Origin of the sequence: Paenibacillus wynnii (assembly GCF_030812855.1) — a bacterium.
GTDB classification, from domain to species: Bacteria; Bacillota; Bacilli; order Paenibacillales; family Paenibacillaceae; genus Paenibacillus_AQ; species Paenibacillus_AQ wynnii_A.
The window spans coordinates 78,133-98,327 of sequence record NZ_JAUSTK010000007.1; the positions used below are offsets into that span (position 1 = coordinate 78,133).

The following is a 20,195-nucleotide window of genomic DNA, read 5'->3' on the forward strand; positions in this document are numbered from 1 at the left end:
GAGTCTCCATTCTTGTCGGACCCACAGGCCGACAGCGCCATGACGGCCATGACCATTAGAGATAGCGCCCCTAACCTAATCTTCTTGCCTCTCATACTTTTTGCGAGCATCGTTTCTTCCTCCCTTATCCTTTGAATATCTATATGCGCATCCGCTTGTTGGGCGGACGAGCATCGAAGTAATACGGCCTTTCTGGTTTAGTAGGGCTGATTATTAGAGACTTACAGTTACAGCGCTTGATAACAGGTCCGTCCACTGACGCTTCAGCTCGGATGCATAAATCCAGCGCGTCTTGTTGTACACCCAACGTGTAGCGGGAAGCTCCTGGAAGAGCTCCTCTCCTGACATACCGTCAAAAACGACGAAGCTCGCCGGATTGCCGGCAGACACACCGTACTCAGGAACACCAGCAATCGTCGCCGGGAGATTCGTCAGCATCTTCAGCAACGTAACAATATCCTCTTCACCGGCTAGATGTGCCGCATAGGCAGTTATAAGACCAATCTGAAGCATGTCTCCCCGACCGAACGGATGGAACGGATCCTGGATATTGTCGGAGGCGGCTGCAACGGGAACCCCGGCTTTCATCAGCTCCTTGACCCGCGTCAGACCGCGTCTCACGTTGCCCTGATCACCGCGGCCCTGAAGGTACAGGTTGACCGCAGGAAGCGTGACTGCCCCAATCCCCGCCTCTGCCATCTTGGCAATCAGCCGGTCCGCCTCCTTTTGAGCCATCGCGGATAGAGAACATAGATGGCCCGCAGTCGCCCTTCCTGAATACCCATGAAGTTGGACTTGGTCGCAGTAGACATCAATCGTTTTGAGCTCAGGATCGTCGGATTCATCGCAGTGAAGATCGATCTGCCGGTCAAACCCCGTCGCGAGTTGAAACGCCCAACGAATTCCTGCTTCTGGATCGGGTGCCAGATGCGGTGCTCCGCCGATGCCATCGATGCCCATCCGCAGCGTCTCCTCGGCGAAGTCAGTGAGCCTTCGTTCTTGGGCGGGATCGTAAAAATACATCGGAAAGTACTGGATGTCGACGAAATCCTTCACCATCTCCCTCGCCTCCAAAGCTGCCTCTACCGTACGCATTGCAACCTCACGGCCAAGATGGAAGGGAACATCGAGATGACTGCGAAGTGTAAGACTGCCGAAGGAAGCTGCTCTAAGTGCCGCCTTAACAATCCGTTCCCTGATTGATTCCTTGCTGAAGGTCGGAGTGACGGAACGGTAATTTTCGATCGCTTCCAGAAGGGTTCCCGAGCGATTTCGCACATGAGTGATCGAATAGGCTTTGTCCAGATGCATATGGACGTCTACAAATCCGGGCAGCAGCACCCGCCCCTGCAGATCGATCTCCCGGGCTGTCCGAAGTTCCTCGAAGTTTAGTTTGGAGATCGGCACGTGCCCATCCGATACCACAATCTCTTCCTGAGCTTCAACAGTAGACCATTTCCCATCCTTGATTGTTAGCTTGAACAAACCACCACCCTGGGCAAGGGGCAATCTAGCGTTTATAGCTTCCAGATCAGCCAGCATGGCTGACACCATCCTTTCGAGCTGTCATTCTCTACCCGTCTGACGACTTCATCTCTGATTCGTGCCAGGAGCTGAGCATCCACTTGGAGAAGGCGTTGACCAGGAGGAAAAAAGCAATTCCGAGCACCGACGCCGATAATCCACAGGCGAACAAATAAGCGGTTTGAAGACGGGAGGCGGCTACGGTGATCGCATAACCCAAGCCCCCCTGGCCGCCTCCGATTCCAGCGATGTATTCGCCCACGATGGCTCCGATAACGGCAAGTGTACAGGAAATTTTGAGTCCGGCGACAATGTAAGGTAGCGCAGACGGCAAGCGCAGGCGGAACATGGATTGCAAAGGCGAGGCATTGTAAAGATAGAAAAGGTTCTTCATGTTCTGGTCAGTTGAGTGGAGCCCGACAAGTGTATTGGACAGCATTGGGAAAAAGCCAATTAGGAAGGCTATAATAACGATCGCATTGATTCCGGCACCGAACCAGATCACGATGATGGGTGCGATGGCGACGATCGGTATAGTTTGCATAATAATGGCGTAAGGGTATACGATTCTCTCGACAAACTTGGAACTTGCCAAGATGATCGCAAATCCAACCCCTAGCACGACGCTGAGTAAAAATCCTAGCACGGCTTCCATAATTGTCGTATACACGGATACCCATAGATTAGCGCCGTTCTCTATTACAGCCTGAACGATATCGGAGGGTTTGGGCAGCAGAAAAGGCTTAATATCAGCCAACCGGCAGACAAGTTCCCATCCACCAATAAATATCACAAACGCTACGAGGGGAGGCAGCGCTGTTTTCAACCATGCCGGCCTGGAGTTGTACGATTTTCTCTCCGATACCACTCTTGGTTTTGTTTCCGATAGATAACGGCTGGGGTTAGCGGCACCCTTAACGATCTCTTCCCTCATCTCTCATCACTCCCTATCGTTTCCTGTGCAGCGGGAATCTGCAGCTTGCCTGGGTTTAACAGGGAACGCGGGTCGTTCGTTCGCTTGGCAGCAAGCATCGCCTCTATTTGTCCGTGTCCACCCATTTCGAGCATCCACGTGTGAGGATCGTTGATTCCGACGCCTATCGAACGGAAGAACGCGATGATCTCGTATAACCGTTCGTGAGTCGTATATCGGAGGATAGGCAGTGCGGCTGGGACGATGACGCCCGCCGAACGCATGAATTCGAAGTGCAAAAGTACTTCATCGCCAAACTCAGCCTTGATTTGACCGATTTGCCGAGGGAAATCGACCGGATGGAAGCCTGCCTGGAGATAAGTGAGAGAAGGATCTGTCTTTAGAGCCCATAAGGTGGTGTGGTTCCATGTGAAATCGGATAGGCCAATGGTTTTATGGTATTGATCGGAGGGGATGACATAGCCGATGCGTCCGCCAAACAAGGCAGCATGGTCCGCAAGCGCATTTTCGGTGCCTTCCTCAGTCTCCAGCAAGCACGCGCTTGCCCCTGGCTCGAGGTGCTTCCCGATCGGTTTGAAGAACGAAGGAATAGGCCATTCGATGGAAGTGACCAGCCGCTTGCGGATCGAGTCGTCGGATGCCACTGCATGAGAGAAACGGTAAGCCGCTTCAAAATCGTCAAATTGCACGACCGTCTGTCCCCAGGAAACCTTCGTTGAGATCGGGATCTTCAGCTCCGTCAGGATACCATTGGTTCCGTAATTATGAATGTAAGCTGCGAGCTCTGGCCCGTTGATGGTAAGCCTCCGGGGCGTCTCCTCTAACGTGTACACGACGGCCTCCAGCACGTTGCCGTCCCACAGATCCCCCCAAGTGATGGAGCCAATGCCACCGGAGCCGCCGCAGACGAAACCGCCTACCGTCGCCTTCATGAACGTGCTTGGATAAATCCGAAGCTCCTTGCCTTGCATACGAAGAAGCTTCTCCAGCGCTCCCAGACGAACTCCTGCCTGAACTCGGGCATATTCTTCTGTCACCTCCTGCACGGCATTTAGTCGACTCAAGTCCAGCACAATGCCGCCTTCCAGCGGTACTGCCTGCCCGTAATTCCCAGTTCCCGATCCACGGGTAGTAATCGGAATGCCGTGGTGATAAGCAAAGGAGAGCACCGAGGCGACCTGCTCCTCCGTCTCCGGAATAACGATTGCGTCCGCTCTCTTGTCCCGCAGCAGCGGCTCAAGCACGGGTGAATACCAGTAATAATCCTTCGATAATTTGTCAACTTGGTCGAAACCGAGGAGCAGCCTTTCTTCCCCGACTAAATCCGCTAATTCCTTTGTCCATACATCCGTCATCAGTTGATCCTCCTCTTCATGCTTGTATTATGAGTCAGTGCTTCAGAGCATCCGATACGGTGCGGACAATCTGCCCGAATTCCGGGGTGGTACGGAAAGATTCGTTGCGTGGAAAAGGGACCGGAACGTCAATTACAGCGGCTATCTTGCCGGGGCTAGGGGTCATTACAGCCACACGGGTGGACAAAAATACGGCTTCGAAAACGTTATGCGTGACGAACAGTACGGTCATTTCCTGGTCTCTGCTCCAAAGGTCGAGCAGCTCGAACTGAAGCGTCTGCCTAGTAATCTCGTCCAGTGCACCGAACGGTTCATCCATCAGGAGCAGCTTGGGCTTGGATACGAGCGCCCTGGCAATCGAGGCCCTCATCTTCATCCCCCCGGACAGTTGTCTGGGCATTGACTTCATATAATCCTTCAGCCCCACCAACTCGAGCACGCGTTCTGCCTCCAGCAGGCGCTCCTTGCGGGATACGCCGCGAAGCGCTAACGGGAGGGCCACGTTGTCAATGACGGAACTCCAGGGCAGTAACGTGTGATCCTGAAAGACGAAGGCGGTATCACTCTGCTTGCGGGCCTGCTTGGGAGTAGTCCCCATTACATCAAGCGTCCCTCCCGTGGGTTCAGACAGGCCGGTAATCATTTTAAAGATCGTTGACTTGCCGCAGCCGGACGGACCGACAAAGCAGAGAAACTCGCCTTCGTTAATAGAGAGATCCACATCCTGAACGGCGACAGTTCCGTTCGGATACACTTTGGACAGCCCCCCCATTCGTACCCTTTCTTTTCTGACCGCAGTCGTTTCCATAGTTGTCGCAGCTCCTCTCCTTATTCCTTCATAGATCCCATGTCAAATGTCGCAATCTCCAGCAGAGCTTCCGCAAGAAGCGGTCCCGCCTTCTTCAGCATCGCCTCTCCCCGCTCAGGATTCGCTTTGGTTGCGTCGCCGGCGATTCCACTGTTGGAGATATCTTTCATAACCCAAGCAAACGATCTGGAACGGAAGGAGAAGGAATCCGACTGGGGAAACTTCGGCAGTTCCCTTAGAGCCAGCTCGGGATGGACCCAGTCCGGACAGACCGCCATTACTAGAGAGGTCTCCACATCTCCTGCGTGAATGCCGCTCGCCTTCTCCTCTTCATCGGTGAACGAATCGCTGTAACGGACCGCACCCGGATCAAGGCGGTAGACGTCAAGTCCAGTTGAGAGACGAATCTCCCTCAACATCATGCCGAGCAGATCGGCGTTGCCCCCGTGGGTGTTGAACAGCAGCAGCTTCTTAAATCCGCTTCTGGCGACAGATGCAGCGATGTCCTGAAGCACCATCATCAAAGTCTGGGCAGACAATGTAAACGTCCCAGGGAATTCTGCGTGCTCGGTACTTTTTCCGTAGCTGATAGAGGGGATCAGCCAGATTGGGGCGTCTTCGGGAAGGTGCTTGAATGCTTCCGCGATCAACGCCTCCCCCAGCAGAGTATCCGTGTAGACAGGCATGTGGGGCCCATGCTGCTCGATGGCACCCACAGGAAGGACGATCAGCACATCCTCCTTCGGCATCGCTTCGATCTCCTTCGTCGTTAGCCGAGGCAGAAAGCGGCGATTAAAGGCGTTTCCGTTATATCTGAACATCAACCTCTCACCTCGTATTCCAAATTTTTTTAATGTAATATATCATTACACAATATGAGAGCATAACCCCCTATTTACAGTGAATCAAGACATTTAAAGATGGTTTTAGAACATCGAGTTAGTTAACATCACACTAAAATAACATTTGTATAGTATATATATCACATAAACGAAAGTTTGTATAGCATAAATTCACATCAAACGAACATATGAGTAACATTTCCTTACTGACAAAAAAACTCTGGAAGGGTATAATTGCAAAAAAAACACCGGTAAAACCCGGTCATGCAGATTTCGGGGAGGATTCATCATATGCTCATGGGAACAAGACAATATGAAATCATGAAGCTGCTTGAGCTCAAGCAGCAGGCAACCATCATGGAACTCGCTGAGAAGTTTAAAGTCTCACAGATGACCATACGGCGCGATCTGGACCAGTTGCAGTCCGAAGGAAAAATTCAGCGGTCCCACGGCGGGGCTGTTAAGGTTAAAAGATTCATGGGCTCCGATTACGATCAGCGAGCGAACGAAAACAAAGCTGAGAAGATTGCCATCGCGAGGGAAGCCGTGAACCATATCAAGGACGGGATGAGCATTATTCTGGATGCAGGGACGACTGTCGCGGCCATGGTAGAAGAGTTGGAAAAGTTTAAGGATCTGAAAATCATCACCCGTGATTTGCACACGGCGCTGCTTCTCTCGAACGAACAGAGATTCGGCAGTTTCGACGTCTACTGTACAGGAGGCCGGCTAAGCAAGTGGGCTTACAGCCTAGACGGTATCTATACGGAAAAGATGCTCGCCTCACTGACGGTGGATGTGGCATTCCTTACTTGTGAAGCCGTCTCTCATGCCAAGGGTGCCATGGCCTGGTCGCCCGTGCTCGTGGGTGCCAGACAGACTGCCATGAACGCGGCGGATAAAAACATTCTGCTTGTCGATTCGACCAAGTTCAGTTATAATTCGCTCGCGATCTTTGCCAGTCTTGACTCGTTCGACGAGATCATCACCGAGAATGGACTCGATGAAGACGAAGCCGATGTTTATAGGACTGCCGGCTATCCGATTCGCATCGTACCCGTCACGTAATCGCTTCCACAATAGTATTAATTTTTCTCTAATTCAAGAATCGTACACCAGTCAATTCCTTTTCCTATTTAGACGTGCTATAGTCGAAATGATCTTGTTTGGAGGGGATAATTATGAATAACTATATCATCGGACCCATTTTAGAGGGATAACGCCTGCGGCTTGTTCGCCGATCAGCTGGCTGCTACGATTCGCAGATACGCCTGAGGATCGGTATAAACAATAGAATGGCGGCACAGGATTTCATCCCTGTGCCGCCATTTTTCATGCTGCTTTTTTCTCGTCTTTCACCTTTTTGCTCCCAATTGAATAAAGCACAAATAATAGAATAAACCATAGCGGTGTAAACAATAAAGCAGGACGTGTATCTTTAGCGAACAGCATAATAATGAGAATTCCGGCAAACAACGTTAAGACAACAACGTTAATAAATGGCGTAAAAGGGGCTTTGAATTTCGATTTAGCCTGTAATTCCGGCCGGGTCTTCTTATACTTAATGTGGCACACGAGAACGACACCCCAAACCCAGATAAAACAAATTGCACTTATGGTTGTCACTATGCTAAAAGCCTGCCCCGGAATGATTTTACTCAAGAGAGCTCCCACGGATATGACCAGTGTAGAAATGTATAAGGAGTTCCCTGGTACATGATTTTTGTTCAGTTTGGCAAAATGAGAAGACTCCTGATCTTTCTTGCTTAAGCTATAGAGAATCCGGCTTGTTGAGAACATCCCGCTGTTACAAGCGGAAGCAGCAGAAGTTAATACGACAAAATTAATAATCCCTGCGGCGATCGGAATCCCCACTAAACTAAATGTCTTCACAAAAGGACTCTCTGACGGATTGAGCTCCGTCCATGGGTTAATGCATAGCAGAACAAAAAGCGCACCAACGTAGAAAAATAGAATCCTTAGAGGAATTTTATTAATAGCCGATGGAATACTTTTTTCAGGATTCGCTGTTTCCGCTGCCGATACACCCACTAATTCCACACCGACGTAGGCGAATACAACCATTTGAAAGGAAAGTAAAAAGCCTGTAACTCCGTTCGGAAAAACTCCCCCATGCTCCCAAAGGTTTTTGACCGTCACAGTTCCTGCATCCGTCTTTAATCCCATAACCAGCAAAACAACCCCGGTGCCAATTAATGCGAGAATCGTGAGTCCGTTATTCTCCCAATTTAACCTTTTCAAAGCAAATAAGTGCTTTGGTGTCCGTAGCTCCTCCTATCCTTCCACTCCGCACATGATTCCTTTACACCTTGTCTTTTCGGCCAAGCACTAGTATTGGTTTTGAGCCTATAAAACTGCAACCAATATAACCCTGATTTTCTAATTTTCTATAACAATTTCTCCTTCATCACTTGGTTCTTCAAACCCATTGAGAAAAGTTGTTAACAACTCCTCTGTAATCGTAAAGGCAGCATTTGCATCAAAACGTTGGCTGCGAATCTTTAGGCGCTTCCGCAATTCATCAGGATGTACTTTCAAATAAATGAGTTTCCATTTCCCTCCCGCGTTTTCAATAAGCCGCTTATATTCATTTCTTTCCGACCTGCTCCAAAAACTAGAGTCAACCACAACCTGTTTTTTATCTAGAATGAACTGCACGATCTTATTACGTAATCTTAGATGTGCTTCATTTAAATAGTCCCTATACTTTTCAATGGGATAATCAATTCCATATCGTCCGTTGGCCGACCATACCTCCTCATCAATAGAAAGGCGTATATAGCCATACTCCTCCATTTTTTGAGAAAAGGTAGTTTTCCCCGAGCCCGCTATTCCGCACATTAAAACAACTAAAGATTTATCAGGATCTCGTTCTGAATCCATCAATAGCTCCATGTCCAATTTGTCTAACATCATGTATTCCTCCTAATCTCCCCTCAGCCATTTCATCCAGTTTACCCTTGGAGCGTGCTGCCAGCAATAAAAAAGAGTCGCGCCAACATTCTGGGCAACTCTTTGTCCGTAATTAGTGTTCAAGCTCAGTATAAATTTGAAAGGTCACGCCGAATTTATCCGTTACATCACCAAATCCAGGGCTGAAAGGTTCCTCTCTAAACGGCATATTGACTTGCCCTTCTTGCCGCAAGGCTTCATAAATTCGTTTTGATTTTTCTACGTCGTTCGTTGTAATGCAAATGGTTACCCGCTTCCCGTTTTCAATAGGCGAACCGCCTGGAGCATCCGAAAACATGAGTTCCGTTACACCGACTTTTAACTTGGCGTGCGCTACAAGACTCCTCAGATCGTCAGTGAACGTATTGGGCATGTCCGGCATTTCACCGTAAGTAACCATGGAGAGGATTTCTGCATCTATGGCTTGTTCATAAAACTGAATGGCTTCCTTTACGCGTCCCTCCAAAGTAATATAAGGGGTAAGTTTTACCGTCATAAGATTGTTCCTCCTCGAGTTTTGATTCGATTGTGATTCATAAGTATAGACGATCCGGCCACCGTAAAATCATCGGTATATGGAAAAAAATCCTGATTCGCGTCCAAACTTGTCGGCAATCCAAATCGAACAAATAAATCGGAGTCGATGAAATAATGGATATGAGCGATTTTACCCTGTTTTATCTCGAGGATATGAATGCTCCAAGGAGTCAGTAACCCATCTCGTCCGGTAGGTACATACTGAGCAAAAGCGGGACTATTCCCGTTAGCCCGGATCGGCAGTAACCGGGAACCCAAACAATGGCTGCGTGTTGTATTGTAGAATGACGACAGATTTGAGCTGCCACGAACCCACATCGTAAATGGCGGCATCGACAAGCTGCCGTTCTCGTGGAATAATGCTATCAAAGCATCGATGTCGTACTGCTCGAAAGCTTCCATATATCGTGCAAGCAGTTGTTGATCGGCCTGGACATCTCCCCCTTGTAATACATCGGACTGAAGATTCGATTGAGCGATCGTCGCCCGTGCTCGTTGCAAAGCGCTGTTGACGGCTGCCGCGGTCATCCCCATCGCATCCGCTACCTCATTAGCCGACCACCGGAAGACATCAAGCAAGATCAGCACGGCGCGTTGCCGGGGCGGCAATATTTGCATGATCGCAATAAAAGATAATCGAATGGTTTCTCTGCTAATCACGATATTGACCGGGTCGCCAACGGTATCGGGAGCCGGCCATACCCAAGAACTTCGAGGCATGCTGTCCCTTGGTTCCATAATAATAGCAGCTGGTTCTGAGAGATCCATCGGAAGTGCCCGGCGCTTTGCATTCCTTAGCCTATCCAAACAAACATTGGTGGCAATCCGATACATCCAAGCTTTACGGGAAGAATGCTGCCGAATCTGGTCCCAGTTCTGCCAGACGCGGAGCATGGTATCCTGCACCGCATCTTCCGCCTCAAAAATGGATCCCATCATTCGATAACAATAACCGATTAGTTCAGAACGCAACTCCTCGATCAGGTCTATTTCTCCATGCTTTTGGCTCATCTTACTTCCCCCCTTTTTGGGCGCTCAAAAAGCTTAAGTCTTATTATCCATTTTAACACTTCATAATCGAGGAAATTTACCATTATTTGTGATACGGTTCACCGCGCTGTCTATAACGGCAAGCTTAAAAGCCATCCTTTGCGGGATGGCCCATTGTGCGAATGTTCTCTCAAAATAGTATCTACCTGTACGGTCGGGTACAATGAGGCGTCAAAGTACTTATACTCCCCCCTCAATTTGGGTTTGAACTGTTTTTTTCTTACGGTATAAGCTCCATTTTTTCAGATAATAGGCTACAATGACGAACACGCCCATGATGCCGGTATAAGTCAAAATAACGGCAGCGACGTTCACGTTACCTCCCTTTTCCCCTCGATTGAAGCCAGGTTGACCTTCTCCGCCGGAAGGCCTCCCTTCTCTCATTCCGCCTCGTTCTCCGCTTTCGAAGGCCTCCTTGCCTTCGAAGCCTGTTTGCTGCGTGTTCACACCGAATGCCGAAACCGAGCTTGCTAGACGAGTGACGTAAGATGTCTGATTGATTTGGTATAGACCGAACAGCAGAATGATCAGAGTCAAGCCTTGAGCAACATACCGCATCCAAGCTCGGCTCTTCTTTACGCGGGTCATTTTCTTACACATGTTCACGACCCACTGCCAATGAAGCCCGACATGGATCCCGATTAGCGCCAGCACCAAGAAAGATACCGAGATATGAGTCATTTTAAACCAACCCTCATTGCCCACGTTAATATTTGGAAATACCACATGGGAAATCATGATCCCGCTTACGATGATGAACGTCATGGAAACCATCAACAAGAAATTTAACGCATAACTACCGCGCACTCTCCAGGACAAGCTGCGATCGAACATTTTTAAAGTGACCCTCTTCACCCAACCCCAATTCAGAAGAATATGAGTGATGTAGGCGCCGGCAAAAAAGAGGCCCGAAATTTCATGAAACGCTAACCCACCTAACACATTTTTGTTGAAAAATAAGACGAACAATAAGCCTATGACAACATCAAGCGCAAACTTAACATAATTGATTTTTTTCATCCCGTTCAACCCTCCATTTCTGCTTCTGCTCAGTATGAGGCTTGAACCTTTAATGAATCTTAAGTTTGCGAATTCCGATTTTCATCAATATTAACGGCAAGTTTAAAGGCCCTCCTTCACGGATGGCCCCGGACTTAATAAGCTTATAATTTATAAATGCTATCATTCAAGATCTCTTTAGGATGAACAGCTATTAATTCAGTGAACGAGACTTGTGGATTTGACCTTAGATAACTGTTAACTATTAAATTACCAAATGTGTAACCAATACACCATGGGAGTCCGCTCTTTTTATCTCCAAACATATATTTTTCAAAATCGTTTCGATCTATGCTAAAGAGGAATGGCTTCATTTTATCCCACAAATCTGTTTCTTCGCTTCTGCTTAAAGTACTAAGCCATTGTGGCTGTAAGTCAGAAAATAGACTTTTTGCAAAGACATCCGCTTGTCCCTCATTGGCCTTCCACTCCTACGTTTTTTACTGATTATTTTCAAACAAAAAGCACCGGAAGAATGGCCTCCGGTACTCTTTGCTATAATCGTGTATGACCGATACTACGAACGATTACTTCGCGCTACGGTTCTGAAGCTTGCGCGGATCAACCTTGTTGTCCTGCAGGAGCGGGGTTTTCGCGCCCTTGGCGATTTGTTCCCAGGCCACCATTTTGAAATTCTGGTTAAGCCTCTTGCCATTGTTCATGTTGGAATCGTCCTGTGCGATGAACAAGCCATTAGGGTATTGTTCGCCGAGCCCGAAACCGAGCACATCGATCCCATCTGTTACCGAGGTTCCATCGGTCAAGGGGCCGTCTGTGATTTTGAAGCTCGTTATGAAGGCATTCTTACCTTCGCGGTCGTATACAGCATAGCTGTCACTGCCCTGGCTGGATGCGATCAGGTAACCATGGCCGTCCGCACCGTAAAAGATCGTCAGCCCCTCAATATCATCCTGCAGCCGGCGCCCGTCCGCAATATCCACCGTAGATAAAGGTTTGGTGCCGCCGTCTGCTTCAGCATCGTATTTGTAGATCGCGTAATCCTCTTCCGCAATGTACATCATGCCATACTCATCATCCGCGACCAGGCCTTCGGATTGCGTTGCCAGCTTAAATTCACGTACTAGCTTGCCTGCAATTTTGCCCTTCCCGTTATCCTTCAACTCATACTGCTCGAACTCGCCGTCCTTGCCCAGAACCAGCGCATAGAACTTGTCCGTTCGCAGGCTGTGGTACAGGCTGAAGCCATACACTTCCTCCATTTTGGCCTTGATCGGTTCTGCCACAATGTCTGTCAGCTTGCCGGTTCCGCCATCCATGGCAAAGATATCAATCGTGTTCGTCGAACGGTTCGTGGCACCAACGATATCGACTTTCTGATCACCCAGCTGGAAATCATATCGAACATCAATATTGTTCATTTTGCCTATCTTATAGTTCTGCAGCTCTTTGCCGTTCAGATCGTAGACAAGGATGCCCCCGCCTTTATTGGTTGCAATGATCTTGGAATGGGCTGCGTTCTTAGGATCGAGCCAGATGGCCGGGTCGTCGGCTGCATCCTCGCCATCTTCTACAGCCGCTGTCTCCGCCTTAGCGGTTACCGAATAAGGAATGATAACATCCGCCGGATTCGTGAACTTTGCATTCTCTGCCATAATCGATTGCAGCAGCTTGGAAGGAATGTACATTTTGCCATCGATGATCTTGACCTCTGTTGCCAGTTCACCCGCTTTGCCCGCCAGACGATACTCCTTCTCGCCTGCTGTAAAGGTACCCGCGAGTCCGTTCTTCAGCTTAACCAGTGCGGACTTATCATCACTGTCCCAAGTAATTGATGCGCCGATCTTCTCCATCTGCTTGCGCAGCGGCTCATAACCTTCTAAGTCTGGGACAGATGCGGCGTTCGCCGTTGTTGCGGCAGGGAACAGCGCGCCTGCGACGAGCAGCGTAGATAATGCCATTTTCCAGGTTCTCATCATTGATCCATGTTCCTCTCCATCGTTAGTAATTGGTTAACTATATAAGATGGATGTAAAAGTAGGATTAAATTGAGAAACGCCTTTTGTAAAAGGATTGATCTTCTGTGGATCTCCCAAGGAGAATTCTCCAGCATGCTGCCTTTCTTTTGTGAAAGGAAAATGTATGCATCTACATAAAAAAACTCCAACATGATGTTGAAGTTCCGATTGGTTAAGTTTGATTTATCTATATATTCGTATCATGCTTTACTCGTTCGATCTCCTCAGTTACCCATACTATTTCCGCTTTAGAAATGGCTTTTCGATGACTGAACATGCGTAGAACTTGAGTGCGTTTTCGTTCAGGTATTTCTTGTTTTACAGCAACTTGCGACTCCATATCTGTAATATAACTGAGGTTATATTGCAAATACTCTAGATATTGCTTAAGAGTTGCGCTCTGAACGTTAACTGGAGAATATAGAAAAAAGTTCATTTTAAAATGGAACATAAGCTCGATATCAGTATTGTACTCAAGCGGAGCAGCCATAAGATCAATAAAGCGTTGTCGTCCATTTTCCGTTAACTCATAGATTTTACGGGGTCTTCCACCTTCTTGTAGCTCGTCACGTTGACTAATATAACCACTTTTTACAAGTCGAGAAATAAGAGGGTACAAGGTTCCGGAACTGATCTGACGGATGGGTCCGACACTACTCTTTAACATAAATTGAAGCTCATATCCATGTTTGGCTTGGATCGACAATTCTCCTAAAACAAACAATTCGTACATGGTTACAGCCTCCATACGCGTAAGTACCCTATAAATAGGCACTTCCTATTATGCTCCATTGCGCACTGTCGTGCAAGAAGCCGGCTGAGGTTGAGCTTCCATTCGATTATTCTCTGGCACCCATTGTGATTTTCTTTGATTTTAAAAGCGGTTTGTACATCTCACGATTAACAAACAGAAGATATATATTTATTGACCCAATCATCAGTGCGGGAAGAATTCCTTGGAAATTAAGAAAAGCATGAAATAAAATCATATTGACTGAGATCGGCATGAATAGGATCAATGCTAATGGTACGAAGCGATTGGATAACATCGATAATCCTACAATAACTTTCAGCAAACTGACGATTACCATTATATATCCCGAGGTTATAAATGAGTTCATAAGAGTATTCGCAGGTTCAGGATATTGCATGGCAGGCATCATACCAGATAAATTAACCAGACCGATCCCTAACAGTATTATTCCAAAAACAATTCGCACAAACATCGCAAGTTTTTGTTTCATTATATTCATTCCTTTTAACCCCTTTTTATTTCAGTTCTGCTAACCGTTCTTCATAACGTAGTTCATACTTTTTCTTCATTCTTCAGAGGCCTTGGTTTACGAAGAGTCAAGGAAAGCATCAGGCAGAGAAAGGCCATACAAGTTAAAAGAAAGAACGTATCACCAAATCCCCGAACACCCGCATGCATCCGATCAAGTGTAGCTCCATGACTTTCGACTCGAGAAGTTAAATAACCGGTTAAGGCCACAACTGCGAAGGATATAACGATTTGCTGCGAAGATGTCGTCAGTGGTGTTACGCGGCTCACCAGCCTTTGCTGCACTGAATTGAGAATATGAGTATTGAGTGGCATCATCGATAACCCCGTACCGAGCCCCAATAGAATCAAGCAAGCAATCATCAGACCTAGAGAAGTTTCCGTCGTAATGCTAGATAAGAAGAACAATGACCCAAAAATAATGCATAATCCGATGAGAACAAGCGGGCGTGCACCGAATTTATCGAACAATCGTCCACCTAGCGGCACTGTAATCCCAGAAGCAAGTGCATGTGATAGTAATATGACACCCGTTTCATACGGTGTTAACTCTACTATGTTCTGTAAGTACATTGGAATTAGCAGCATCGAACTGAACAATATGACCTGAATAATCCATAATAAAATTATACTGCGGGTGAAGTCTGAAGATTTGAATACACTTAGCTCTAGAAGCGGATTCTTATGCCTAAGCTCCACAATAATGAAAAGAAGCAGCGTGGTAAGTCCAATAACAATTACAGTAACTGCGGTAGAGGACCCGTTTACTCCTCCTTCATTGACCCCATATACAAGCAAAACGAACGAAACAGGTGCCAGAATCATTCCGAGAATATCTAATTGTGATGACTGCTGGCGAGTACTATGGGGAAAATATTTGATCCCAAACAGAATGGTTATGACCCCGATGGGAACATTTATCAGGAATATCCAATGCCAACTAACATTCTGAACGAGCCACCCGGACATTATGGGTCCAAGAGCCGGAGCTAGTAACATCGGGATGCCCAACATTCCCATAACACTACCTCTACGTTCCGGCGGAGCCAACTTAAACACCATAGCTATACCAATTGGAGTCACCATTCCACCTCCAAGACCTTGTATTACCCTGAAGAGGATAAGCTGTTCCGTAGTTTGAGCCATCGAACAAAGCGCTGAACCAAGTGTAAACATCCCGATAGTACTCAAAAAAATTCGCTTTGCACCATAGGTATCCGTCATCCAACCGGCAAGTGGTATGACGGCAGATAATGCAAGTAAATAGCCTGTAATAGTCCATTGAAATATCCGAAGGTTTGTTCCGAAGAGCTCCACAAGCCTGGGAACCGCGACATTGACAATCGTACTATCCAGGATAACCATCATCATACCAGCGATAATAACCAACAAGGGTGCATAACTCATTTTGATTGAACCTGTCTCGGATTCACCCAATTTCATTCCTCCAGTCAAATACAATTTTTATATATCGTTACGACACATTATATGTCGTTACGATATATAATGCAATGGACTTTCGAATAAAAAAAGAACCGCCATTTCTGACGATTCCCTCTTGTATAAGAATTTGATTTATGTGAAGCGGATCATTTTTGCAAAATTCAGCGCCTAAGTAAGATTACTTTCAACTTCTATTGTGCCATTGTGGGATAGAACAAATTGTTTTTCAATCGCTAGACCTAAGCCTGTCCCACCGCTAAGGATGGAGCTGCCGCGCGGGGCATTTCTCCATCCTTGATAGGTAAGCCTGTCACTTTAATCCCCTTCACGATTCATATATTCTGAGTTGTATTTTACATAATTGATTGACAATCCACCAAAAGAGAACTTATATTAATGATAATGATAATTATTATCAAATAAATTCGTAGTGAGGACTGGTACACAAATGAATACAAAAAGAAAAATCTCAATAATCACAACACTAATCATTGCAATGCTCATGCTTGCACTGGTTGGTTGCTCAAATCAGCAATCAAGTTCTGAATCAGCCGCAAACGAAGGGTCAAAAACAGAGGTTACGGATTCCAAAGAGGCAGTAACTAAATATCCAATCAAGATCAAGCACGCATTAGGGGAAACCGTAATTGAAAAGAAACCAGAACGTGTGGTTACTATTTCATGGGCAAACCATGATGTTGTTCTTGCACTTGGCGTTGTGCCTGTAGGTTTCTCAGCTGCAAACTACGGTGTTCAAGATGAGAGCGGAATGTTGCCTTGGACTGCTGAGAAATTAAAAGAACTGGGTGGAGAAACACCAACTATATTCCAAGATACTGACGGCTTAGATCTTGAAGCCATTTCAGATGCTAATCCGGATGTAATTCTTGCAGCGTATTCAGGAATCACTCAAGAAGAATATAATACTTTAAGTGAAATCGCTCCGGTTGTAGCTTATCAGACTAGCCCTTGGCTAGCTTCATGGCGCGAACAAATTAAATACAATTCCATGGGTATGGGAATGGAAGCAGAAGGTACACAACTTATTGCCGATACAGAAAAGTTAATTCAAGATAAAGCAAATGAACACCCTGAACTTAAAGGTAAAAAAGCTGCATTTGTTAGCTTTACAGCTACAGACTTATCTAAATTTTACGTTTACACACCAGCCGATTCTCGTGGTGAGTTCCTTACGGAGTTAGGAATGGAATACCCTGAAAGTATTACGAGTAAAGTTACGGATCCAAGCAGTTTCTATTTAGAATTAAGTGCTGAAAATGCTGATATTCTCAACGATCTTGATATCTTCGTATCTTATGGAGATGATGCTACATTAAAAGCATTGCAAGCTGATCCAATTCTCGGAAAAATCCCAGCAGTTCAAAGAGGATCTGTTGTTATTATTGGAGATAACACTCCACTTGCGGCGGCCGGAAATCCAAACCCGCTTGCCATTGACTATTCCATTGATGAATACTTAAAGTTACTCTCAGAAGCTGTTGGCAAGTTGAAATAAATGATGAACACTTCCGTTTCAGAAAATAAGCAGTTAAACGTTCCGAAGAATTTCATAAAAGTACTTATACTCCTTGTTATTTTACTCGGTATAAGTGTTTTGGCGTCGCTTGCCTTTGGCTCTCGTACCATTGGGTGGACACAACTTATGGATGGTTTGCTCCACCCTGATGTACAGTCCCATGAAGCAAATGTTGTTCGCCAAAGAATTTCTAGAACTATATTTAGTTTAATGTGCGGTGCTGCATTAGGAGTTTCCGGGGCTCTAATGCAATCCGTCACTCGTAATCCTATTGCAGATCCTAGTATATTGGGAGTCAACACCGGGGCCGCTCTATTTGTAGTTTGTGGAATTTCTTTCTTGAATATCAGTACTGCTAGTCAATATATATGGCTTGCACTACTCGGAGCGATCATAACTGCCATTTTTGTGTTCGGAATTGGGTCTATGGGGAGTGGTGGTGCCACCCCCCTTAAACTCGTTTTAGCGGGTGCTGCTACCAGTGCTGCATTATCGTCTCTAGTCATCGCAATTATGATCCCCCGTACAAACGTTATGGATCAATTTAGATTTTGGCAAGTAGGCAGTGTTGGATCAGGAAACTGGAGTTCTATCTCTACTTTTATTCCTTTTCTAATTGTTGGAATACTAATAGCATTGTTCACAGCACCGGCACTAAATGCATTGGCTTTAGGTGATGAGGTGGCTACAGGGTTGGGAGTACGCACTGGAATGATTAGACTAATTGCTGCTTTTGCCGGTATTCTATTATGCGGTGCAGCAACAGCACTAGCAGGTCCTATTGGCTTTATTGGTCTTTTAGCCACCCACGTAGTACGACTCGTTATTGGACCTGATTTACGCTTTGTTATCCCGATGTCAGCTCTTTCAGGGGCAATCATTCTAACGATATCAGATATATTCGGAAGGCTTATCGGTAGTCCCGGGGAACTAGAAGTGGGTATAGTTACAGCATTTATTGGGGCTCCTATTCTCATCCTATTAACTATGAAAGCGAAAATGCGGACGTTATGATGAATGAAAACTTGAACCTTATTATATTAGGTAGAGCAAAAAGACGTCGTCGTTTTATACTCATGACTTCCTTATTTGCAAGCATCGCTTTCGCACTGTGCTGCATGATGCTTATGCTAGGAAATACAATTTATCCTGTTCAGGATGTAGTTCGTGTTCTACTGGGTGGGGATGTAAAAGGTGCAACATTTGCAGTGGGTACGATACGTTTTCCGAGGATGATCGCAGGTGTTTTTTCTGGATTTGCTTTCGGTGTTGGCGGATATATATTCCAGACCATGTTGCGAAATCCTTTAGCAAACCCAAATGTTATAGGAATAACAGCTGGTTCAAGTGCATCCGCTGTTTTTTGTATCATTGTTCTACACGCAAGTAATATGGTTGTTTCTATTGCTTCTGTTGTTGGTGGACTTGCGACCGTGTTCGTAATTTTTCTATTGTCAAAAGGGACCTCTTTTTCGATTGGTAGACTCATATTAATCGGAATTGGAATTCAAGCTATGCTAAACGCTGTAATATCCTACTTATTACTTATTGGTAAGCAACAAGATGTCCCTACTGCCATGAGATGGCTAAGCGGTAGTCTAAATGGTGCCAAGATGGATAATCTTTATCCTCTTATCATTACAGTTCTTATCTTCACACCTATCATCATGGCACTTAGGAAACAATTAGATATGTTAGAACTTGGAGAGCAAGCAGCAACTTCACTTGGAGTCGATACGGATAAGACAAGAATTGCACTTATTATCAGTTCTGTACTTATCATTGCATTAGCTACAGCTACAACAGGACCCATTGCATTTGTCGCATTCCTTGCTGGACCTATCGCAAAAAGACTTGTTGGTGTAGGTTTTTCAAGCATTATCCCAGCTGGTCTTGTTGGAATCATTTTAGTTTTAGCATCAGATCTTATTGGGCAATTCGCATTCGTTACTAGATACCCTGTAGGGGTTATTACAGGAATTCTAGGTGCGCCTTACTTGATCTACTTGCTGATCCGAATCAATCGAAAGGGTGATTTATAATGAACCCAACACATACTTTTCAAGCTGAAACCATCACCGCTGGATACGATAATAAAACCATTCTGCATGATGTGAGTATTTCCATTCCAAGTAATAAAATAAGCATTATTATTGGAGCCAACGGCTGTGGTAAATCTACACTGCTTAAAACGATGGCGCGGCTTATTAAACCTACTTCCGGGCAAGTTACCTTGGATGGAGTACCCATTCACAAAATCCCTCCAAAACAATTGGCACGTGTGTTAGGGCTTTTGCCTCAATCTCCTATTGTTCCAGAGGGAATAACGGTTGCAGATTTAGTTGGACGAGGAAGATACCCACACCAAACGTTTCTTAAAGGTTGGACAAAAAAGGATTATGAAGCTGTTGCTGAGGCCATGGAAATTATGAATATTACTGAATTTGCCGATCGGAATATCGATGAGCTCTCTGGTGGTCAAAGACAGCGTGTCTGGATTGCGATGGCTCTGGCACAACAAACAGACATATTGTTTCTGGATGAACCAACCACCTACTTAGATATCACCTATCAAGTCGAGATTCTTGATCTGCTGACAGATCTGAACCAAAAACGTGGTACAACCATTGTAATGGTTCTTCATGATATCAATTTGTCCGCACGCTATGCAGACCATATTTTTGCTCTTCATGAGGGAAAGCTTGTAACCGAAGGCGAGCCCTCAAAGGTTATTACAAGTAATTTGATTAAAGACATTTTTTGTCTCCAATGCGCTGTAATCAAAGACTCCGTTTCGGGCTCTCCTTCTGTGGTACCGATTGGACGACATCATAATAAAATGAAAATGTACTCTTAATAAAAGATTTTAAAAGAA

Annotated in this window: 18 protein-coding genes and 2 pseudogenes; 5 read left to right on the forward strand and 15 right to left on the reverse strand. The window is 46.0% G+C overall.

Annotated elements, in window-relative coordinates:
* Positions 1-213 precede the first annotated feature (213 nt).
* Genes J2T20_RS09380 through J2T20_RS09400 form a run of 5 tightly spaced genes read right to left on the reverse strand, consistent with a single transcriptional unit; the run spans position 214 to position 5,442 of the window.
* Positions 214-1,554, reverse strand: coding sequence for an amidohydrolase family protein (locus J2T20_RS09380; protein WP_307587713.1), 1,341 nt, complete (start codon positions 1,552-1,554; stop codon positions 214-216).
* 19 nt (positions 1,555-1,573) lie between these two features.
* Positions 1,574-2,458: an ABC transporter permease gene (locus J2T20_RS09385; RefSeq protein WP_307587716.1), complete on the reverse strand. Its 885-nt coding sequence runs from the start codon at positions 2,456-2,458 to the stop codon at positions 1,574-1,576.
* The gene (locus tag J2T20_RS09390) at positions 2,455-3,813 is read right to left on the reverse strand and encodes an FAD-binding oxidoreductase (RefSeq protein ID WP_307587718.1); all 1,359 of its coding nucleotides are present in this window, start codon (positions 3,811-3,813) and stop codon (positions 2,455-2,457) included. The genes J2T20_RS09385 and J2T20_RS09390 overlap by 4 nt, the downstream gene beginning before the upstream one ends.
* Positions 3,814-3,847: 34 nt before the next feature.
* A complete protein-coding gene (locus tag J2T20_RS09395; RefSeq protein ID WP_307587720.1) occupies positions 3,848-4,621 on the reverse strand; it encodes an ABC transporter ATP-binding protein in 774 nt (257 codons plus the stop codon).
* 20 nt (positions 4,622-4,641) lie between these two features.
* Positions 4,642-5,442, reverse strand: coding sequence for a creatininase family protein (locus J2T20_RS09400; protein WP_307587721.1), 801 nt, complete (start codon positions 5,440-5,442; stop codon positions 4,642-4,644).
* 312 nt (positions 5,443-5,754) lie between these two features.
* On the opposite strand from J2T20_RS09400, the gene J2T20_RS09405 reads away from it, so the two are divergent.
* Positions 5,755-6,531 carry a DeoR/GlpR family DNA-binding transcription regulator gene (locus J2T20_RS09405; RefSeq protein ID WP_307587723.1) on the forward strand — a complete coding sequence of 259 codons (777 nt, stop codon included), beginning with the start codon at positions 5,755-5,757 and terminating at the stop codon, positions 6,529-6,531.
* A 264-nt stretch (positions 6,532-6,795) separates the two neighbouring features.
* On the opposite strand, the pseudogene J2T20_RS09410 reads toward J2T20_RS09405, so the two are convergent.
* The 10 genes and pseudogenes from J2T20_RS09410 to J2T20_RS09450 form a co-directional block, all read right to left on the reverse strand.
* Positions 6,796-7,695 (reverse strand): annotated as a pseudogene (locus J2T20_RS09410) (amino acid permease); the annotation flags it as partial.
* Positions 7,696-7,863: 168 nt separating this feature from the next.
* Positions 7,864-8,397 carry an AAA family ATPase gene (locus tag J2T20_RS09415; protein ID WP_373457782.1) on the reverse strand — a complete coding sequence of 178 codons (534 nt, stop codon included), beginning with the start codon at positions 8,395-8,397 and terminating at the stop codon, positions 7,864-7,866.
* Positions 8,398-8,509: 112 nt separating this feature from the next.
* The gene (locus J2T20_RS09420) at positions 8,510-8,932 is read right to left on the reverse strand and encodes a VOC family protein (protein ID WP_307587729.1); all 423 of its coding nucleotides are present in this window, start codon (positions 8,930-8,932) and stop codon (positions 8,510-8,512) included.
* The gene (locus tag J2T20_RS09425) at positions 8,929-9,984 is read right to left on the reverse strand and encodes a sigma-70 family RNA polymerase sigma factor (protein WP_307587730.1); all 1,056 of its coding nucleotides are present in this window, start codon (positions 9,982-9,984) and stop codon (positions 8,929-8,931) included. Before J2T20_RS09425 ends, J2T20_RS09420 begins: the two co-directional genes overlap by 4 nt.
* 219 nt (positions 9,985-10,203) lie before the next feature.
* On the reverse strand, positions 10,204-11,043 hold the full coding sequence (locus J2T20_RS09430) for a DUF4405 domain-containing protein (protein WP_307587732.1): 840 nt from the start codon (positions 11,041-11,043) through the stop codon (positions 10,204-10,206).
* Between the two features lie 143 nt (positions 11,044-11,186).
* Positions 11,187-11,489 (reverse strand): annotated as a pseudogene (locus J2T20_RS25755) (DUF2268 domain-containing putative Zn-dependent protease); the annotation flags it as partial.
* A gap of 120 nt (positions 11,490-11,609) precedes the next feature.
* Positions 11,610-13,016 (reverse strand): phytase, encoded by a 1,407-nt coding sequence (locus J2T20_RS09435; RefSeq protein WP_307587947.1) that lies wholly within the window; start codon positions 13,014-13,016, stop codon positions 11,610-11,612.
* Positions 13,017-13,245: 229 nt separating this feature from the next.
* A complete protein-coding gene (locus J2T20_RS09440; RefSeq protein WP_373457783.1) occupies positions 13,246-13,806 on the reverse strand; it encodes a PadR family transcriptional regulator in 561 nt (186 codons plus the stop codon).
* A 91-nt stretch (positions 13,807-13,897) separates the two neighbouring features.
* Positions 13,898-14,311 (reverse strand): hypothetical protein, encoded by a 414-nt coding sequence (locus J2T20_RS09445; protein WP_307587736.1) that lies wholly within the window; start codon positions 14,309-14,311, stop codon positions 13,898-13,900.
* 53 nt (positions 14,312-14,364) lie between these two features.
* Positions 14,365-15,783: a DHA2 family efflux MFS transporter permease subunit gene (locus J2T20_RS09450; protein ID WP_307587737.1), complete on the reverse strand. Its 1,419-nt coding sequence runs from the start codon at positions 15,781-15,783 to the stop codon at positions 14,365-14,367.
* Between the two features lie 448 nt (positions 15,784-16,231).
* On the opposite strand from J2T20_RS09450, the gene J2T20_RS09455 reads away from it, so the two are divergent.
* The 4 genes from J2T20_RS09455 to J2T20_RS09470 are packed head-to-tail and all read left to right on the forward strand — an operon-like array spanning position 16,232 to position 20,177.
* A complete protein-coding gene (locus J2T20_RS09455) occupies positions 16,232-17,299 on the forward strand; it encodes an iron-siderophore ABC transporter substrate-binding protein (protein ID WP_307587739.1) in 1,068 nt (355 codons plus the stop codon).
* Complete coding sequence (locus J2T20_RS09460; RefSeq protein WP_307587740.1) at positions 17,300-18,334, forward strand: FecCD family ABC transporter permease; 1,035 nt, start codon at positions 17,300-17,302, stop codon at positions 18,332-18,334.
* Entirely contained in the window at positions 18,331-19,362 is a 1,032-nt protein-coding gene (locus J2T20_RS09465) for a FecCD family ABC transporter permease (protein ID WP_307587742.1), read from the forward strand. Before J2T20_RS09460 ends, J2T20_RS09465 begins: the two co-directional genes overlap by 4 nt.
* On the forward strand, positions 19,362-20,177 hold the full coding sequence (locus J2T20_RS09470) for an ABC transporter ATP-binding protein (protein WP_307587744.1): 816 nt from the start codon (positions 19,362-19,364) through the stop codon (positions 20,175-20,177). Before J2T20_RS09465 ends, J2T20_RS09470 begins: the two co-directional genes overlap by 1 nt.
* The last annotated feature ends 18 nt before the right edge of the window (positions 20,178-20,195 follow it).

Bases quoted from the DNA above. Each gene is read 5' to 3' on its own strand.
- J2T20_RS09445 (WP_307587736.1), bottom strand. From the start codon at position 14,311: ATGAATATAATGAAACAAAAACTTGCGATGTTTGTGCGAATTGTTTTT.
- J2T20_RS09380 (WP_307587713.1), bottom strand. From the start codon at position 1,554: ATGGTGTCAGCCATGCTGGCTGATCTGGAAGCTATAAACGCTAGATTG.
- J2T20_RS09400 (WP_307587721.1), bottom strand. From the start codon at position 5,442: ATGTTCAGATATAACGGAAACGCCTTTAATCGCCGCTTTCTGCCTCGG.
- J2T20_RS09420 (WP_307587729.1), bottom strand. From the start codon at position 8,932: ATGACGGTAAAACTTACCCCTTATATTACTTTGGAGGGACGCGTAAAG.
- J2T20_RS09455 (WP_307587739.1), top strand. From the start codon at position 16,232: ATGAATACAAAAAGAAAAATCTCAATAATCACAACACTAATCATTGCA.
- J2T20_RS09460 (WP_307587740.1), top strand. From the start codon at position 17,300: ATGATGAACACTTCCGTTTCAGAAAATAAGCAGTTAAACGTTCCGAAG.
- J2T20_RS09415 (WP_373457782.1), bottom strand. From the start codon at position 8,397: ATGTTAGACAAATTGGACATGGAGCTATTGATGGATTCAGAACGAGAT.
- J2T20_RS09440 (WP_373457783.1), bottom strand. From the start codon at position 13,806: ATGGAGGCTGTAACCATGTACGAATTGTTTGTTTTAGGAGAATTGTCG.
- J2T20_RS09425 (WP_307587730.1), bottom strand. From the start codon at position 9,984: ATGAGCCAAAAGCATGGAGAAATAGACCTGATCGAGGAGTTGCGTTCT.
- J2T20_RS09395 (WP_307587720.1), bottom strand. From the start codon at position 4,621: ATGGAAACGACTGCGGTCAGAAAAGAAAGGGTACGAATGGGGGGGCTG.
- J2T20_RS09430 (WP_307587732.1), bottom strand. From the start codon at position 11,043: ATGAAAAAAATCAATTATGTTAAGTTTGCGCTTGATGTTGTCATAGGC.
- J2T20_RS09405 (WP_307587723.1), top strand. From the start codon at position 5,755: ATGCTCATGGGAACAAGACAATATGAAATCATGAAGCTGCTTGAGCTC.
- J2T20_RS09435 (WP_307587947.1), bottom strand. From the start codon at position 13,016: ATGAGAACCTGGAAAATGGCATTATCTACGCTGCTCGTCGCAGGCGCG.
- J2T20_RS09450 (WP_307587737.1), bottom strand. From the start codon at position 15,783: ATGAAATTGGGTGAATCCGAGACAGGTTCAATCAAAATGAGTTATGCA.
- J2T20_RS09470 (WP_307587744.1), top strand. From the start codon at position 19,362: ATGAACCCAACACATACTTTTCAAGCTGAAACCATCACCGCTGGATAC.
- J2T20_RS09465 (WP_307587742.1), top strand. From the start codon at position 18,331: ATGATGAATGAAAACTTGAACCTTATTATATTAGGTAGAGCAAAAAGA.
- J2T20_RS09390 (WP_307587718.1), bottom strand. From the start codon at position 3,813: ATGACGGATGTATGGACAAAGGAATTAGCGGATTTAGTCGGGGAAGAA.
- J2T20_RS09385 (WP_307587716.1), bottom strand. From the start codon at position 2,458: ATGAGGGAAGAGATCGTTAAGGGTGCCGCTAACCCCAGCCGTTATCTA.